The organism is Viridibacillus sp. NPDC093762 (assembly GCF_050279675.1).
GTDB lineage: Bacteria > Bacillota > Bacilli > Bacillales_A > Planococcaceae > Viridibacillus.
In genome coordinates this window covers 46,809-63,125 of the sequence record NZ_JBNNUK010000007.1, presented here as the reverse complement: position 1 = coordinate 63,125, position 16,317 = coordinate 46,809, and the positions used below count along the sequence as shown (strand labels likewise).

Annotated in this window: 16 protein-coding genes; 11 read left to right on the top strand and 5 right to left on the bottom strand. The window is 35.6% G+C overall.

Going from position 1 to position 16,317, the window contains the following annotated elements; genetic code table 11:
• Window positions 1–19 precede the first annotated feature (19 nt).
• The gene (locus tag ACQKM9_RS10870) at window positions 20–1,099 is read left to right on the top strand and encodes a toxic anion resistance protein (protein ID WP_427734376.1); all 1,080 of its coding nucleotides are present in this window, start codon (window positions 20–22) and stop codon (window positions 1,097–1,099) included.
• A 204-nt stretch (window positions 1,100–1,303) separates the two neighbouring features.
• Here the strand turns inward: ACQKM9_RS10870 and ACQKM9_RS10865 are convergent, their stop codons facing one another.
• Window positions 1,304–2,500 carry an FtsW/RodA/SpoVE family cell cycle protein gene (locus tag ACQKM9_RS10865; protein WP_427734375.1) on the bottom strand — a complete coding sequence of 399 codons (1,197 nt, stop codon included), beginning with the start codon at window positions 2,498–2,500 and terminating at the stop codon, window positions 1,304–1,306.
• A gap of 242 nt (window positions 2,501–2,742) precedes the next feature.
• Between ACQKM9_RS10865 and ACQKM9_RS10860 the strand changes: the two genes are divergently transcribed.
• Window positions 2,743–3,222, top strand: a complete 480-nt coding sequence (locus ACQKM9_RS10860) for a hypothetical protein (RefSeq protein ID WP_427734374.1) — start codon at window positions 2,743–2,745, stop codon at window positions 3,220–3,222.
• A 51-nt stretch (window positions 3,223–3,273) separates the two neighbouring features.
• On the opposite strand, the gene ACQKM9_RS10855 is transcribed toward ACQKM9_RS10860, so the two are convergent.
• The 4 genes from ACQKM9_RS10855 to ACQKM9_RS10840 form a co-directional block, all read right to left on the bottom strand.
• Window positions 3,274–3,846 (bottom strand): 5' nucleotidase, NT5C type, encoded by a 573-nt coding sequence (locus tag ACQKM9_RS10855; protein ID WP_427734373.1) that lies wholly within the window; start codon window positions 3,844–3,846, stop codon window positions 3,274–3,276.
• 18 nt (window positions 3,847–3,864) lie between these two features.
• Window positions 3,865–4,980: a flavodoxin-dependent (E)-4-hydroxy-3-methylbut-2-enyl-diphosphate synthase gene (gene ispG, locus ACQKM9_RS10850; RefSeq protein WP_427734372.1), complete on the bottom strand. Its 1,116-nt coding sequence runs from the start codon at window positions 4,978–4,980 to the stop codon at window positions 3,865–3,867.
• A 96-nt stretch (window positions 4,981–5,076) separates the two neighbouring features.
• The gene (locus tag ACQKM9_RS10845; RefSeq protein ID WP_427734371.1) at window positions 5,077–5,421 is read right to left on the bottom strand and encodes a hypothetical protein; all 345 of its coding nucleotides are present in this window, start codon (window positions 5,419–5,421) and stop codon (window positions 5,077–5,079) included.
• Window positions 5,422–5,481: 60 nt separating this feature from the next.
• Window positions 5,482–5,997 (bottom strand): DUF1189 family protein, encoded by a 516-nt coding sequence (locus ACQKM9_RS10840; protein WP_427734370.1) that lies wholly within the window; start codon window positions 5,995–5,997, stop codon window positions 5,482–5,484.
• Between the two features lie 196 nt (window positions 5,998–6,193).
• Here ACQKM9_RS10840 and ACQKM9_RS10835 point away from each other — a divergent pair, with 196 nt between their 5' ends.
• The 9 genes from ACQKM9_RS10835 (at window position 6,194) to phoU (ending at window position 16,135) form a co-directional block, all read left to right on the top strand.
• Window positions 6,194–7,822 carry a Na/Pi cotransporter family protein gene (locus ACQKM9_RS10835; protein ID WP_427734369.1) on the top strand — a complete coding sequence of 543 codons (1,629 nt, stop codon included), beginning with the start codon at window positions 6,194–6,196 and terminating at the stop codon, window positions 7,820–7,822.
• Window positions 7,823–7,833: 11 nt separating this feature from the next.
• Window positions 7,834–8,313 (top strand): DUF456 domain-containing protein, encoded by a 480-nt coding sequence (locus ACQKM9_RS10830; protein WP_427734368.1) that lies wholly within the window; start codon window positions 7,834–7,836, stop codon window positions 8,311–8,313.
• 139 nt (window positions 8,314–8,452) lie between these two features.
• Window positions 8,453–9,061, top strand: coding sequence for a superoxide dismutase (locus ACQKM9_RS10825; RefSeq protein ID WP_427734367.1), 609 nt, complete (start codon window positions 8,453–8,455; stop codon window positions 9,059–9,061).
• 256 nt (window positions 9,062–9,317) lie between these two features.
• Complete coding sequence (locus tag ACQKM9_RS10820) at window positions 9,318–11,525, top strand: peptidoglycan D,D-transpeptidase FtsI family protein (RefSeq protein WP_427734366.1); 2,208 nt, start codon at window positions 9,318–9,320, stop codon at window positions 11,523–11,525.
• A gap of 220 nt (window positions 11,526–11,745) precedes the next feature.
• Entirely contained in the window at window positions 11,746–12,720 is a 975-nt protein-coding gene (locus ACQKM9_RS10815; RefSeq protein ID WP_427734365.1) for a PstS family phosphate ABC transporter substrate-binding protein, read from the top strand.
• 65 nt (window positions 12,721–12,785) lie between these two features.
• Window positions 12,786–13,733 carry a phosphate ABC transporter permease subunit PstC gene (gene pstC / locus ACQKM9_RS10810; RefSeq protein ID WP_427734364.1) on the top strand — a complete coding sequence of 316 codons (948 nt, stop codon included), beginning with the start codon at window positions 12,786–12,788 and terminating at the stop codon, window positions 13,731–13,733.
• The gene (gene pstA / locus ACQKM9_RS10805) at window positions 13,733–14,614 is read left to right on the top strand and encodes a phosphate ABC transporter permease PstA (RefSeq protein WP_427734363.1); all 882 of its coding nucleotides are present in this window, start codon (window positions 13,733–13,735) and stop codon (window positions 14,612–14,614) included. The genes pstC and pstA overlap by 1 nt, the downstream gene beginning before the upstream one ends.
• A gap of 19 nt (window positions 14,615–14,633) precedes the next feature.
• Window positions 14,634–15,461, top strand: coding sequence for a phosphate ABC transporter ATP-binding protein PstB (pstB, locus tag ACQKM9_RS10800; protein ID WP_427734362.1), 828 nt, complete (start codon window positions 14,634–14,636; stop codon window positions 15,459–15,461).
• Window positions 15,462–15,475: 14 nt separating this feature from the next.
• Window positions 15,476–16,135 carry a phosphate signaling complex protein PhoU gene (gene phoU, locus ACQKM9_RS10795; protein WP_427734361.1) on the top strand — a complete coding sequence of 220 codons (660 nt, stop codon included), beginning with the start codon at window positions 15,476–15,478 and terminating at the stop codon, window positions 16,133–16,135.
• Window positions 16,136–16,317 lie beyond the last annotated feature (182 nt).

The window sequence follows — 16,317 nt, the reverse complement described above, 5'->3', positions numbered from 1 at the left end:
GTGAGTAGGGAGAGTACAAATGACTGATTTAGTTGCTATTGAAAAAGATGGTTTAAATGAACAAACAGCAAATGAGATGAAATTGCAATTACGTCAAGAACCTGAAGTCCAAAAAATCGTGAAGATGATAGACATTAAAAATCAAATCGATTTACTATCATTAGGTAAAGAACCTGCAATCAAACTGTCACGTTTCTCTGACCGAATTCTAGATACAATGACCGTATCTAAACTCGATCAATCAAGTGAATTGTTGAACCAATTAGAAAAGTTAATGAATAAATTCGACAAAAATGAGTTAACAAAAGAGCCAGGCATGTTAGATAAAATTTTCAAACGTGCTAAGCAAAAAGTAGACGCTCTTTTTAGTAAGTACAATACGCTTGGTAAAGAAATTGAAAAAATCCATGCGCAGTTTATGATTATTGAAGAAGAATTGAAAAGTAATAACCGTGATTTGGAAGGGCTATATCAAGAGGATATAGAATATTACTTCGAGTTAGAGAAGTACATTGTCGCAGCAGAAATGAAGCTAGATGAAGTAAAAACGTCGTTCATTCCTGAATGTGAAGCACGTGTAAGTGGTGGAAACCAAATGGCGCGTATTGAGCTTGAAAACTTAAGAACAGTACAGGAGTTATTAGAACGCAAAGTAGATGACCTTGAAAAAGCGCGTATGGTAGCGGTGATCGCAGCACCACAAATCAAAACAATGCAACGCGGAAACAATGACTTAATTGCTAAGATTAACAGTGCTTTTGTAACAACAATTCCAGTTTTCAAAATGGGTATTATTAATGCAGTCAATGCACGTCGTCAAAAGTTACATGCAGACTCTTTAAATGCATTTGAAGATCGTGCAAACCAAATGCTACAAGATGTAACAAGTGACATCATGCAACAAAGCGTAGATATCGCTCGCCGTTCTGGTAGCTCAAGCATTAAAATGGAAACGATTGAGAACATGTGGGATACCATTGTAACAGGTATCGACGAATACAAAGCAGTTAAACAAGAACAAGCAGTTCAGCGAGTAGAAGATAAAAAACGTCTAGAAACTATTCGTGAAGATGCTAAACGCGTTCTATCTAACAGTTAAAAGTAAAAAATGACAAAAAGCATTTCCGAAGAGACCAAAATCTCAGTGGAAATGCTTTTTTATTTTCTGGGAAATATTCAGTACGATATTCGTCAACATTTTAATAATAGCTCTTTTATATGTTAGAAAATCATTATATAGGTTAATCGAATAAATAATAGTATAAAAAAGAAACTTACTAAACTAAATAGTACAAGTATCCTTTTATCTGGAGAATTTTGCATCAAATTGCACTCTCACTTCATTTGTATTTTGGAACAAATAGCCGCTATAAGATTTTTTTATAACGTGAATTAGACCAATTAGCATCATATTCGATAATAATGAACTACCACCATAACTAAGGAAAGGTAGTGTTACACCTGTCACTGGTAACAAACCAATTGTCATTCCGATATTTTGAAATACTTGAAACGAGAATAAGCCGATGATACCGGAAGCTAGTAGAAAGGTATATTGCTTTTTAGCATGTAAAGCATGAAAAACCATTCGATAAATTAATAAAAAAAACAATACAATTACAATGGATCCTCCGATAAAACCCAATTCTTCAGCAATTGTAGAGAATATAAAATCTGTATGTTTTTCAGGTACGTAGACATTATTCTCTAGGTATCCTTTTCCACCAAATAGTCCAGAGCCGATCGCTAATAATCCCTGTTTTGTTTGAAAGGCAGAATCACTATATTCAAATGGATGAAGCCAGCCGTTAATCCGAGAAACTTGGTGAGGTGACAAGTTACCTAAGATTTTCTCTGTATAGAAGCTATTAAATTGAAAGTAAATAATTACTAGAGCACTAATAATAATAGTAGGAATCAATGTAATGACTACTAACAGTTGTCTTTTAATACCCGAAAAATAAATCATCGGAATAAGCATGGCCATATAAAGCATAATCATGCCTGTATCGGGCTGTTTATAAACGATTAGCATGGGTGGTATGACGACAATGCCGATTTTGACCAACAGCCATAGGTCAGTTATGTATGTTTGTTTAAATGTCTTTGTGTTATGTATTTCTATGATTTGAGCGACGACAAGTAAAAATGCAAATTTTAAAAACTCAGAAGGTTGAAAAGTACCGATAAATTTTATTTGATACCATGATTTTGCATTATTAATAGGTGCAGCTATACTATCAGGTGCGAAAATTAACACAATTAATAAAAGTACAATCAACGCATAAAAATACCAAGAAATTTTGCTTAATTGTTCGAAATCTAAACTAGCAATTATGTACATGATTGCAAAGCCAATACAAAAGAAAACAATTTGTTTAACTATAAATGAACCACTATATTGGCCGAAATTAGTATTACTTGAGTAGATAAATAAACAACTAATAATCGCTAGTATTAATATATATATATTTAAGTGCCAATCCATTTGATTTTTCATTTCGCCCTCCTATTTTCCTTATTGTGTAGAATTTAGAACGGTTACTAAGTTAAAAAGTTCCTTAAAATTACCATTATAGGTAGTAGGTGATATATTTAACAATTTCTCATTTAACATTAATAGAGAAACGTTTGCCAATCTTGTTACAACTTCCGCGACTTTAAGACATCACTTCCTATCCATAGTATAATAATGGAAATAGAATCGTAGGATATTATTGCAACTAGAGGAGGAGAAACTACTTGAAGACATGGAAGATAGTATTATTATTATTGATGACTATAGTAGTTGTAAGTGCTTGTGGCAAAGAAGATAAGGCAATTGAAAATAAGGAAATAAAGATTCCAGATACTGAAGATTATCAGTCACTATATGTTCAAGGTGTAAATGAAGAGGGAGTCGGTACAGATTCTACAAGAAAAATGATTACAGACAAGAAAATAATAAAATTATTTATAGAAAAAGTAAATCTAATGGAAGTAATTGTGCCGAAATTAGAAGAGGATACGGCAAATGTAAAAGAACTTCAAAACCAAGGGAACTATATTATTGCACTTTCTAAATCAACAGATTTGAGTGGGAAAACGTATAAATTATATGTATTAAAGGATGGAACTGTGTTTTTTCAAGATCCTGTTAAAAAAGAAATGACTTATATGTCTGCAAAGAAAAACACTGCACTCTATAAAGAAGTGAAAGAATTATTAGCTATTGACTTTTAATAATAGGAACCAAAAAAGCTAGTACGCAAAATACGTACTAGCTTTTAGTCTTTAAATACCGAATTCTTTTTTAATCCAGTGATTTGCTTCTTGCCAGTTACTTACACGAATCACACCGTTTGGAATGGGTTCGCGGTTATAAGGAGCATCAAATAATAACACTGGGATATCTAATTCCTCGTGAAGTTGAACGGCATTTGCATGCTTGTCCTCGAAAAAGGCATGTACATCGTATTCACGAGCTTTAATTGCTTTATTGACAGGTCCAACGATATCAATTTTGTCATATGGTACATTGAATTGTTTAAACCATTCATAAGTGACATCTGTTGAATTATCCTCGCGAGCTGTAATGTAATAAAGCTCAACATCTTTTTGCCAAGCAGATAAAATCGCTTGTGCATCCTGTTGAATAGGTGAAGCCATATAAATTTCAGGCTCATTTTCTCTAAACCACTTGAAAAATGCATCGCTATCAACAGGGAATGCAGCAGTTAAGTCATATTGCGTTATATCTGATAAGGCTAAATTGACATTAAAGGCTTTGTTGATATGAGGCAGAAGTGATTCTGGAGTCGTAACAGTACCGTCAATATCGATACCAAAACGATAGTTTTTCTTCATTTCATTGCCCCCTGTATACTATGCTTTTGTGTTCTCAGCTTTTTCAGCATCTCTTTTTTTATAATATTCTTCAGCTAGTTTATCGATTTCGATTTTCAGCTCTTCAACCATCGTTTCTTCAGGTACTTTACGAACAGTTTTACCTTTCATAAATAGTAAACCTTCTCCGCGAGCACCAGCGATACCGATATCGGCTTCACGAGCTTCACCAGGGCCATTTACTGCGCAACCTAGAACAGAAACTTTAAGTGGTGCTTTAATTGTTTGAAGATATTCTTCTACTTCGTTAGCAATTGAAATTAAGTCAATTTCAATACGACCACAAGTTGGGCATGAAATAAGTGTCGGAATGTCAGAAGCTAAACCGAATGTTTTTAATAGTTCACGTGCTACTTTTATTTCTTCAACAGGATCAGCGCTTAATGAAATACGCATTGTATTCCCAATACCCATGCTTAATATTGCGCCTAAACCAGCTGCTGATTTAATCGTACCAGAGAATAATGTACCTGATTCAGTAATACCTAAGTGAAGTGGATAGTCAAATGCACGAGATGCTTTTTCATATGCTTCAATAGCTAGGTTTACATCAGATGCTTTCATAGAAACGATAATATCATGGAAATCTAAGTCTTCTAAGATTTTAATATGGTGTAAGGCACTTTCAACCATACCATCTGCAGTAGGGTAGCCATATTTTTCAAGGATTTTACGTTCTAATGAACCAGCGTTTACACCGATACGAATTGGTACACCTTTTGCTTTAGCTGCATTTACAACAGCTTCAACTTTTTCTTTACGACCAATGTTACCAGGATTAATACGAATTTTATCAACACCAGCGTCGATTGCTTTTAAGGCTAATTTGTAGTCAAAGTGAATATCAGCTACTAGTGGGATATGGATTCGTTTCTTGATTTCAGCCAATGCATCAGCTGCTCGTTCATCTGGGCAAGCGACACGAACGATTTGACAGCCAGCTTCTTCTAAACGAAGAATTTCTGCCACAGTTGCTTCCACATCATGTGTTTTTGTAGTTGTCATACTTTGTATAATTACTTCATTGCTTCCGCCAATTGTTAAGTCACCTACGCGAACTTTACGCGTGTTAGAACGGTGAACGATTTCATTCATGAAAACTCTCTCCTTCATAGGCTCAAAATAAAGCCTTCACTGTACACTATTTTAGCAGTGTTCGAAAGAAAATGACAAGGAAGAAACATTAATTGTTTAATTTGTACATGAATGAGCATTTTTTATACTGAATGGTAGTTGAATCGATTCACCAGGCTTAAATGATTGTTTTAGTAAATGTGGATTTAGTTCATAAAAAAGCTCCAAGCGTTCGGAGAAGCTCATCGAACTTTCAGATGGGTAAAGAGCAAACAATGATTGTAGGTTATCACCGGGTATCGTACGAACCGTGATTGTTTTAATATCTGGAACATCAACGCATGTTTCTTCAACAACCGGCTCTTTATAAAAAGCTGCTAGCGGGATTGTACCCTCTAGAAGATCGATTTTCAGGATAAAAGCAATAAATAGAATACCAAGTGCAGAAAAGAATAATTTCAAAAAAATCTCCCCCTTCGTTCAATATATGAACAAGAGAGAGATTCATTCGTATCAATTCTATTATTTTTTTATTTTTGGGTATTTCGTTATCGCACTACCGATATAGGCTACGGTAATCACCATAGAAATGATGGTCATAACTGTGCCCTTTAAAGAAGTGAAAGATAGGAAAGTTGTTAGAATAGTAGAAAGAGTTGTAGCGAGTGCAGTTGTACGCCAAATATGACGATATTCACCTCGATGTCCCATCATCTTCAATAATATAGATCCTATAAAGCCATAAATACTTATTCGTAGAAAAGTTAAAAAAGTAGAGATGGTGAATAAGAAGACGAAAGCAAACGGATAAATTAACCATTTAATATCATCTAAGTATTCTTTTAGACCTTCAAGCTGTGACGTGTCAACGCTTGAGCCGACACCCGTTAGGAATTGGATAAAAGAAACCACAGTGATAAATGTGATTAATATAAAGACATATTGAATCAATTTACCGATCGGCAGCATCCGATATGCAGCTAGTTTTTTGGGATGAAATATACTGTCTAGAAATAATTGATAGTGTTTAATTTTCATAATATGCTATGCTCCTTCTATGTTATTTTACCATGAGTTAGTAACACTTAGTAAATGTCGGCATTGTGAACAATTACACTATATTGAAGTAACAATATTAAGCGATTGTAAATTTTTTATAGAATAACTTACAATTTGATTACATTTTCTTCATAATAAAGCTTAGCTTAATAGAAATGCAGGGAGTTGACAGCAGGTGAGTCTGAATTGGCAAGAAATGCTTTTCCAGTTCTTTGGGGGATTAGGACTATTTTTATTTTCTATTAAATATATGGGTGACGGCTTACAAAAATCAGCAGGAGATCGCCTTCGTGATATATTAGATCGCTATACAACAAATCCAATAATGGGCGTATTTGTCGGTATTTTAGTAACAGTACTTATTCAATCAAGCTCTGGTACAACGGTCATTATAGTTGGACTTGTTAGCGCAGGTTTTATGACGCTACGTCAGGCAATAGGCGTTATTATGGGCGCCAATATAGGAACGACATTCACTGCATTTGTCATTGGCATTGATATTGGACAATTTGCGTATCTAGTCCTAGCTATTGGTGCATTTCTATTATTTTTCTTTAAGAACAATAGTATCCAAAATATCGGACAAATAGTCTTTGGTCTTGGAGGATTATTTGTTGGCATGGAACTTATGAGTAATGGTATGAAACCTTTACAGGAGCTACCAACATTTATTGATATGGCATTACGTATTAGCGAAAATTCTTTACTGGGAGTTATTTTAGGTGCATTGGTAACATTCATCATTCAGAGCTCTAGTGCCACAATTGGTATTTTACAAGGATTGTACGGGGAAGGATTAATGCCGCTTCAAGGTGCGTTACCAATTTTATTTGGTGATAATATCGGAACGACATTTACGGCTGTATTAGCATCAATTGGTGCATCAGTAGCCGCCCGTCGAGTAGCAGCGATGCATGTATTATTCAATGTCATTGGAACAATTATTTTCCTATTAATTTTACCACAATTTACACTTTATATAGAATGGTTAGCAGGCGTTGCAGGATTAGAACCTAAAATGCAGATTGCATTTGCACACGGATCTTTTAATGTAGTAAATACAATGATTCAATTACCATTAATAGGCGTGTGGGCATATGTTGTGACTAAGCTCATCCCTGGTGAGGATTCACTTATTGAATATAAACCAAGAAGTTTAGATCTGCATTTTATTGAAGCATCACCTGCTATTGCTATTGGACAAGCGAAGGAAGAAGTTTTACGTATGGGAGAATATAGTATTCGGGGGCTAGAAGGGACATTCGAATATTTGAAAACAAACGATAAAAAGAATGCTACAAACGTTTTACAATATGAAGAAGCGATTAATAGTTTAGATCAGAAAATCACTGATTATTTAGTGAAAGTTTCTGCACAACCATTGTCAGATACAGATTCTACTAGACATCATATTTTACTAGAAAATGTCCGTGATATTGAGAGAATTGGAGATCATTTTGAGAATATCGTAGAGTTAATAGACTACAAAACCGTGAATGGGGTACAGTTGAGTGAGCATGCTATGAACGATTTAAGTGAAATGTTTATATTAACAATTGAAACAGTTCAAAAGGCTATTCTGGCATTGGATACAACTAACCATGGATTGGCGATTGAAGTAACGAAAAAAGAAGAGCTCATTGATCAAATGGAGCGAACTTTTAGAAAAAAACATATTCATCGATTAAATCTTGGCCAATGCTCGGCACATTCGGGTATCGTCTTTACTGATATCGTTAGTAACTTAGAACGTATAGGGGATCACGCTGTTAATATTGCGGAAGCTATTTTACAAAAACATTAAGGAGGGGTTATATGGATATAATCGCTTGGATACTTATTACTTTAAGTTTTATTATTGCGTTTGTTGGGCTTATATATCCGATTGTTCCGTCAGTACTATTTATATTGCTAGGGTTTATCCTATATGGAGTATTTTATAGCTTTGGAGATTTACCATGGTGGTTCTGGGTAATTCAACTTCTGTTTGTTGTATTATTATTTGGAGCAGATACATTAGCAAATGCTTTTGGTGTGAAAAAATTTGGTGGTTCAAACGCGGGAATGTGGGGGAGCACGATTGGTCTATTAATCGGACCTTTTGTTATTCCTATTGCAGGCATATTGCTAGGGCCATTTTTGGGAGCAGTGCTAGCAGAGTTAATCGTTAATAGAAGTAGTGTAAAACAAGCGATTCTAACTGGAATCGGTTCACTCGTCGGGTTCTTAACCTCTATTATTACTAAGGGAATCATCCAAATAATAATGATTGTCATATTTGTTATAGTGATATAAATTGTTTGATAAATTAATAGATTTTCAGTCAAAAGGCTGAAATCCATTGTTTTAGTGAATAATGTTTGAATGAAAGCTCTTATTTTGATAATCTAAGAATGTAATTAATACTTATTTATCTTGAGGAGGAAAATTAATCATGGCTTTTGAATTACCAAAATTACCTTATGCATATGATGCACTAGAACCACATATCGACGCAACTACAATGGAAATTCACCACACTAAACATCACAATACTTATGTTCAAGGAATTAACGCTGCCCTAGAAGGCAAATCAGAATTCGAAGGGAAATCAGTAGAAGAAATTATTGCTAATTTAGATGCTGTTCCTGAAGAAATTCGTACTGCTGTACGTAACCACGGTGGTGGTCATTCTAACCACTCATTATTCTGGGAATCTTTAGCTGCAAATGCAGGTGGAGCTCCAACTGGCGAATTAGCAGCTGCAATTGATGCTAAATTCGGTAGCTTTGACGCTTTCAAAGAACAATTCGATAATGCTTCTAAAACTCGCTTCGGTTCAGGGTGGGCTTGGTTATCAGTTGCTAACGGCGAATTAGAAATCTCTTCAACTCCAAACCAAGATTCACCAATCATGGAAGGTAAAACTCCATTATTAGGTCTTGATGTTTGGGAGCACGCTTACTACTTAAACTATCAAAATCGTCGTCCTGACTACATCGGCGCTTTCTGGAATGTAGTAAACTGGGATAAAGTTGCAGAACGTTTCTCAGCTGCAAAATAATCTATTTTAAATGCAACAAAGCACGTACCTTTGACGTCAAAAAGGTGCGTGCTTTTTTTATGGTAAAAGAATACATAAGGTGACCAAGAAATTTTGTAATATGTACTTTTATTCTCTTTCACCAAAAATAGAGCACTTCATTAATTTAGTACAAAATCGAAAGCAATTAGACTATTTTTCGACATGACTACGGTGTGTTTTTGTGCTGAAAATGATATACTACTAATTGTGAATTAAGCGGAAGGGGGGACATTGCATGCGCAAAAAAAGTCCATCTAAAAAGAAACGTGCAGCTAGTGTAAAAGCAAAACAGCGTGCAAATCTTTCGTTTCGAATGAATATTCTTTTCTTTTCAATTTTCCTTTTGTTTTCTCTTTTAATATTGCGTTTAGGATATATGCAAATCGTTAAAGGTGAAGAATATGTGAGAGAATTAGAGCAAACTGACGAAGTAACGGTAAACTCTAGCGTTCCTCGTGGCCGTATATATGATAGACAGGGCCGTGTATTAGTTGATAATGAACCAAAGAATGCGATTACTTATACAAAACTACAATCGACAACGACAGAAGATATGTTGAAAACTGCAAATAAACTCGCAAAACTCATTAAAATGGATACGAAACCTATCACGGATCGAGATAAAAGAGACTTTTGGATAACGCTCAACAAAGAAAAGGCTTATGCAAAAGTAAGTAAAAAAGAACAACAAGACATTAACAATGATCCAGAACTAGAACAGAAAGAAAAGCAGGCAAAGTTAGATAAATTGGTGCGCGATCGAATTACGAATGATGAATTAAGAGAACTAACAAAAAATGATTTACAAGTGTTAGCTATTTATCGATTAATGTCTGCAGGCTATTATTTATCACCACAAATTATTAAAAGTGATAATGTAACGAATAAAGAATTTGCAATTGTTTCAGAGAATTTATCAGAGCTACCTGGTGTAAATACTACAACAGATTGGGCTCGTGTGAAAAAATCTGCATTAAGTATTTTAGGGTCAACGACAACACCAAGGGAAGGTATTCCAAAAAATTTGGTGGACTATTATTTGGCACGTGATTATTCTCGAAATGATCGTGTAGGTAAAAGCTATATTGAACAACAGTATGAAGAGATATTACAAGGCCAAAAAGCGGTTGTAAAAAATGAGACAAACGGTAAAGGGCAAGTTGTAGATACAAAAACTACTTCTGAAGGTTCGCCTGGGAAAGAATTAGTTCTTACTATTGATAGTGAACTTCAAGAAAGTGTCGATAAAATTGTTGAAGATCAATTACTATTTGCAAAAACGCAAGGGGGATCTTCATTATTAGATCGAGCATTCCTTGTCATGATGGATCCAAACACAGGTGAAGTTTTATCGATGGTTGGTAAGAAAATTGATACAGATGACAATGGTAAAATGACTGTAAATGATTACTCCATTGGTTCATTTACTTCTGCTTATGAAGTAGGATCGGTAGTTAAACCTGCAACTGTTTTAACTGGGTATTCGTTAGATGCAATTGAGGTAGGCGAACAACTGCTAGATACTCCTATTAATATTGCAGGGACAATAAAATCATCTGTTTTCAATCGAAATGGTGCAATTATGATGGATGATTTGACTGCATTAGAACGTTCATCAAATGTTTATATGTTTAGAACCGCTTTTAGTATTGCAGGAGTTAATTATGTACCAGGAGCTGGTTTAGCTGTAAAACAAGAAGACTTTACTAAAATTCGTAATTCTTATGCACAATTTGGTTTAGGTGTACAAACGGGCATTGACTTACCAGGCGAAGTTGAAGGCGTAAAAGGAACCGAAACTTTGTCAGGTAAGCTGTTGGATTTAGTAATTGGTCAGTATGATACATTTACACCAATGCAATTAGCACAATATGTATCTACAATTGCGAATGGTGGAAAACGTATACAACCTCATGTAGCTAAAGAAGTCCGAGAACCATCAGTTGATGGAAAATCTTTAGGACCTGTTGTAGAAGAATTCGAGCCAAAAGTATTGAATACAATTGATAATACGACAGAAGAAATTAATCATGTAAAAGAAGGTATGAGACGTGTCTACTTTGGTAGCCAAGGTTCAGGGGCTAGATACTTCAATGATGCGAAATTTACTGCCGCAGGTAAGACAGGTACTGCTCAAGCGATATATTATGGACCAAAGGAAAGTGCCTATGGTACAAATACACTTTCTATTACACATATCGGCTTTGCACCATTTGAAAACCCTGAGATTGCATATGCAGTAGTAGTACCATGGGTTACTACGAATGCAGATACTTATCCAGCTATCAATAACATCATTGCTCGCCAGGCTGTTGACAAATATTTTGAAATCCAAAAGAAAAACACGAAAAAAGCAAAACAAAAAGTAGGGGAAAAAATTCAAAAGCCTTATACAAAAGAGCAGATCGATGAAGAAGATGCACAAAAAATGGATGCCCAATAAAATGACTTTCTTCTATTAAAATAGTTAAACGCCTCACATTGTACAAAATACATTGTGAGGCGTTTTTTTTGTTTACTTTATTACAAAAAACGACAGCGATTTACAAAGCATTTACAATACCTTTATATATCCTTACATTCTGTTTATATGTTCTCAACATGTCTACTTTATAGTTAACAGTGTAGTAAACAAACACAAAAACCTTAGGGGGAACAAACAGATGAAAAACTGGAAGTACTTCATGATGACATCAATCGTAGGCTCGGCACTTTTGTTAGGAGCATGTGGCAGTGACACAGAAGAAGGTAGCAAAACGTCAAACAGCGGTGCATCTAGCCAAGAAACAAATGCAGGTGCAAGTGAGCAACTAGAAGGAAAAATCGCAGGAGACGGTTCTTCAACTGTAGCGCCAATCATGGAAGCAATCGTAGAGGAATATACAGCTGTTCAACCTAAAGTACAAGTTTCAGTAGGTGTCTCTGGAACTGGTGGAGGGTTTGAGAAATTCATAGCAGGTGAGACGGCGTTTTCTAACGCATCTCGTGAAATTAAAGAAGAAGAGGCTGCTAAGTTAAAAGAAGCAGGCATTGACTATACAGAAATGAAAATTGGTTATGATGGTTTATCTATCGTAGTAAATAAAGAGAATGATTGGATAGAAGATTTAACAGTGGAACAATTAAAACAAATTTGGACTGAAGATGGTAAAGAAAAGAAATGGTCTGATATCGATCCATCTTGGCCAAAAGAAAAAATTGTCTACTACTCTCCTGGTACTGACTCAGGAACATATGACTACTTCGATGAAGTTATTTTAGACGGTAAAGATTTAGCGAAAAAAGCAACTCTATCAGAAGATGATAACGTACTAGTACAAGGTGTTGAAGGCGATAAGAATGCTATCGGATTCTTCGGTTACGCCTACTACTTAGCAAATAAAGATAATCTTAAGGTTGTTAAAGTTGGCGGAATTGAGCCAACAAACGAAACAATTAAATCAGGTGAATATTCACCGCTCTCTAGACCATTATTCATCTACGTGAAGAATAGCGAAGTAAAAGAAAATGCAGCATTCTATAACTTTATGAAATACGCTCTTGAAAATGCAGGTGATATGGCAGAAGCCGTAGGCTATGTTAGAACACCGGATGAAGATTACAAAAAAGACTTAGATGCTTTAGAAGGCTTGAAATAATCACTGGCTAGGGAGCGAGTAGCAAAACGCTACCTGCTCCCTTTTTACTGAAGGGGGACTTCAACTTGGCTGTAAAAGAATCGACGGATAAGCTGTCTGTTCAGGATTTAATTGCACAATCACGCGGTAAGGGATCTAAAAAGGTAGTAGAAAAAGTAATGCCAATCTTATTGTTTACCACTGCTTTAATATCGGTATTAACAACGTTTGGAATAGTCTTCACACTGATTTTTGAAACATTTGAATTCTTTAAGGAAGTACCTATCATTGATTTCTTATTTGGTACGGAATGGCTACCATTCTCAAGCAAGGAGCCAATGTACGGAATTCTACCGCTAATCTTAGGAACGTTAAAGGTAACAGTTATTGCAGTTTTAGTAGCAGTGCCACTCGGTATTGCAGCTGCAATTTACCTTAGTGAATATGCAAGTGATCGTACACGACGTATGATCAAACCAGTTCTAGAAGTATTAGCAGGTATTCCGACAATTGTTTATGGATTCTTTGCACTGACATTTGTCACTCCCATGTTACAAGAATTGATTCCAGGATTGAAAATCTTTAATGCATTGAGTCCAGGAATTGTCGTAGGAATCATGATATTACCGATGATTGCCTCGCTTTCTGAAGACGCAATGACTTCTGTACCAAATGCAATGCGAGAAGGTGCTTTGGCACTTGGTTCAACAAAACTGGAAGTAGCAATCAAAATTGTGTTACCAGCAGCTTTATCAGGGATATTAGCTTCGGTAGTACTTGCGGTGTCACGTGCAATTGGTGAAACAATGATCGTATCTCTTGCTGGAGGAGCGACACCAACATTTGACTTTAGCGTTACAAATTCAATCCAAACGATGACGGCATATATTGTACAAGTTTCAACAGGTGATGCAGGGTATGGCACAACCATTTACTACTCAATTTACTCAGTAGGATTTACACTATTCATCTTCACATTGCTGATGAATTTACTCGCACATTTCATTTCAAAACGCTTTAGGGAGGAATATTGATGGTGAAATATGTTGATCATACGCAAGTTGTGAAGCGCATGAATGGGAGATTAGTTGTAAATAAGTTGTTAAAAACAGTATTCCTATTAGCAACACTTTTTGCTTTAGCAACGCTTGGCATATTAGTTTACCGCATGTTTGATCAAGGTTGGGGTTATTTATCGGTAGACTTTATATCAAACTTTGCTTCTAGGTTCCCAGAAAAAGCAGGAATTAAAGCTGCACTCGTTGGTTCCATTTATTTAATGTTAGTTGTGGCACCAGTTTCCCTGTTTCTTGGGGTAGGAACAGCGATTTATTTAGAAGAGTATGCAAAGCAAAATAAAATAAACGCCTTCATCCGCATGAATATCTCGAATTTAGCAGGTGTTCCTTCTATAGTATTTGGGTTACTTGGTTTAACGATATTCGTTCGTTCGCTAGGATTAGGGAAAAGTGTACTAGCAGCGGGACTTACAATGAGTTTGCTAATCTTACCTGTTATTATTGTGGCTGCACAAGAAGCAATTCGTTCTGTACCAAAAGAATTAAGGGAAGCATCATACGGTATGGGAGCAACAAAATGGCAAACTATTTTAAAAGTTGTCTTGCCATCAGCGGTGCCCGGGATCTTAACAGGAAGTATTTTAGCACTGTCGCGAGCTATAGGTGAGACTGCACCTCTTGTTGTGTTAGGAATTCCAGTAATTGTACATTTCTTACCAGATGGCATTTTGAGCGAATTCACAGCTTTACCGATGCAAATCTTTGACTGGGCAAAACGCCCACAAGAGGAATTTCAATATGTTGCAGCAGCCGGTATTCTAGTATTGATGACATTCTTGGTTATCTTAAACTCTATTGCCGTCTTAATTCGAAATAAATTTCAGCGTCGTTATTAATAAATAGGGGGCTTCAATGATGGTTAAACTTCCAGTAAATGAACTTTATGAAACAAAAGGACAAAACTTAAAAGTAATTTCAAAAGAAGACAAACGAACAGTGTATCATTCTAAAAACTTGAATTTATGGTATGGAGAACATCATGCCTTAAAAGATATAAATCTTGAAATGAAAGAAAATGAAGTAACGGCTATTATTGGTCCATCTGGTTGTGGTAAATCGACGTATATTAAAACGTTAAATCGAATGGTCGAGCTAATCCCATCTGTTCGTACAGAAGGTGAAATTTTATACCGTGAGCGTAATATTCTAGATAACAAATACCAAGTTGAAGAATTGCGTACTAAAGTCGGTATGGTATTTCAAAAACCAAACCCATTCCCAAAATCTATTTACGATAACATCGCTTATGGTCCACGTATACATGGTATTAAAAATAAGAAAATCCTCGATGAAATTGTGGAAAAAAGCTTACGCGGAGCAGCGATATGGGATGAAGTTAAAGATCGCCTAAACCAAAATGCATATGGTTTATCAGGGGGACAACAACAACGTATTTGTATCGCTAGATGCCTTGCCATTGAACCAGATGTCATTTTGATGGATGAGCCAACATCAGCATTAGATCCGATTTCTACATTAAAAGTTGAAGAGTTAGTCCAAGAATTAAAAGAAAACTACTCAATTATTATTGTGACACATAATATGCAGCAAGCAGCGCGTATTTCTGATAAAACGGCATTCTTTCTAAATGGAGAAGTGATAGAGTGTGCGGCTACGAACCATATATTCTCTACACCAACGGATAAAAGAACAGAAGATTATATTTCCGGTCGATTCGGTTAAGGAGGAATAGAAAGATGACGGTTCGTGAAAAATTTGAAAATGATTTAAAGCGAGTGCAAGGGCTAATGTTAGATTTATGTCATATGTCCATTCATGCATTAGAAAAATCAGTTGAGGCTCTTTTTGACCAAGATATTGATGCGGCACTATTATTAATAGATCAAGATCGTTTTATCAATAGGTTAGAAGAACATTTAAATGATGAGGTCATTTTATTGATTGCCAAACAACAACCTGTTGCGACTGACTTACGTCGCTTAATTGTTATGATTAAAGCTGCCTCAGATATGGAGAGAATTGGGGATTATGCTGTAAATATAGCCAAAGAGACGATTCGTCTTGGTGAAACGAAAGTGGTCTATCCTACGGAGAAAATTGCACAAATGCGTGATCAAGCAATCGCTATGTTAAAAAATATGGTCCAGGCATTTATCGAAGAAGATATGAACAAGGCCAAGGAAATTGCGCTCTTAGATGATCAAATTGATGCTTTATATGGTGAAGCAATCGTTGAGATTTTAAATACGCCGACCGAAAATATGAAAGATATTGGCCAAGTCACACAATTATCTTTTGTTTGTCGCTATTTAGAGCGTTCGGCAGATCATGCCACAAATTTAGCTGAGTTGTTATTTTATCTAGTGAAGGGTAAGCATTATGAGTTGAATCAATAGCCGTTCATAGAAGGAAGCAAGCTGACTAATTAGCCAGCTTGCTTTTTGTTGTTCAAATTGCATGACCGAGTTAATAGTAGTGATGTACTTTCAACTTAGCAGAGTTTTAATAGAAAAACGTCCATTGAGTAATTTGAATACCCAATGGACGTTGAAATTGTTCAGAACTTAATGACCTGATT

Coding starts and splice junctions, on each gene's coding strand:
- ACQKM9_RS10870 (WP_427734376.1), top strand. CDS start 20: ATGACTGATTTAGTTGCTATTGAAAAAGATGGTTTAAATGAACAAACA.
- ACQKM9_RS10865 (WP_427734375.1), bottom strand. CDS start 2,500: ATGAAAAATCAAATGGATTGGCACTTAAATATATATATATTAATACTA.
- ACQKM9_RS10855 (WP_427734373.1), bottom strand. CDS start 3,846: ATGAAGAAAAACTATCGTTTTGGTATCGATATTGACGGTACTGTTACG.
- ispG (WP_427734372.1), bottom strand. CDS start 4,980: ATGAATGAAATCGTTCACCGTTCTAACACGCGTAAAGTTCGCGTAGGT.
- ACQKM9_RS10840 (WP_427734370.1), bottom strand. CDS start 5,997: ATGAAAATTAAACACTATCAATTATTTCTAGACAGTATATTTCATCCC.
- ACQKM9_RS10830 (WP_427734368.1), top strand. CDS start 7,834: ATGGATATAATCGCTTGGATACTTATTACTTTAAGTTTTATTATTGCG.
- ACQKM9_RS10825 (WP_427734367.1), top strand. CDS start 8,453: ATGGCTTTTGAATTACCAAAATTACCTTATGCATATGATGCACTAGAA.
- ACQKM9_RS10820 (WP_427734366.1), top strand. CDS start 9,318: ATGCGCAAAAAAAGTCCATCTAAAAAGAAACGTGCAGCTAGTGTAAAA.
- ACQKM9_RS10815 (WP_427734365.1), top strand. CDS start 11,746: ATGAAAAACTGGAAGTACTTCATGATGACATCAATCGTAGGCTCGGCA.
- pstA (WP_427734363.1), top strand. CDS start 13,733: ATGGTGAAATATGTTGATCATACGCAAGTTGTGAAGCGCATGAATGGG.
- pstB (WP_427734362.1), top strand. CDS start 14,634: ATGGTTAAACTTCCAGTAAATGAACTTTATGAAACAAAAGGACAAAAC.
- phoU (WP_427734361.1), top strand. CDS start 15,476: ATGACGGTTCGTGAAAAATTTGAAAATGATTTAAAGCGAGTGCAAGGG.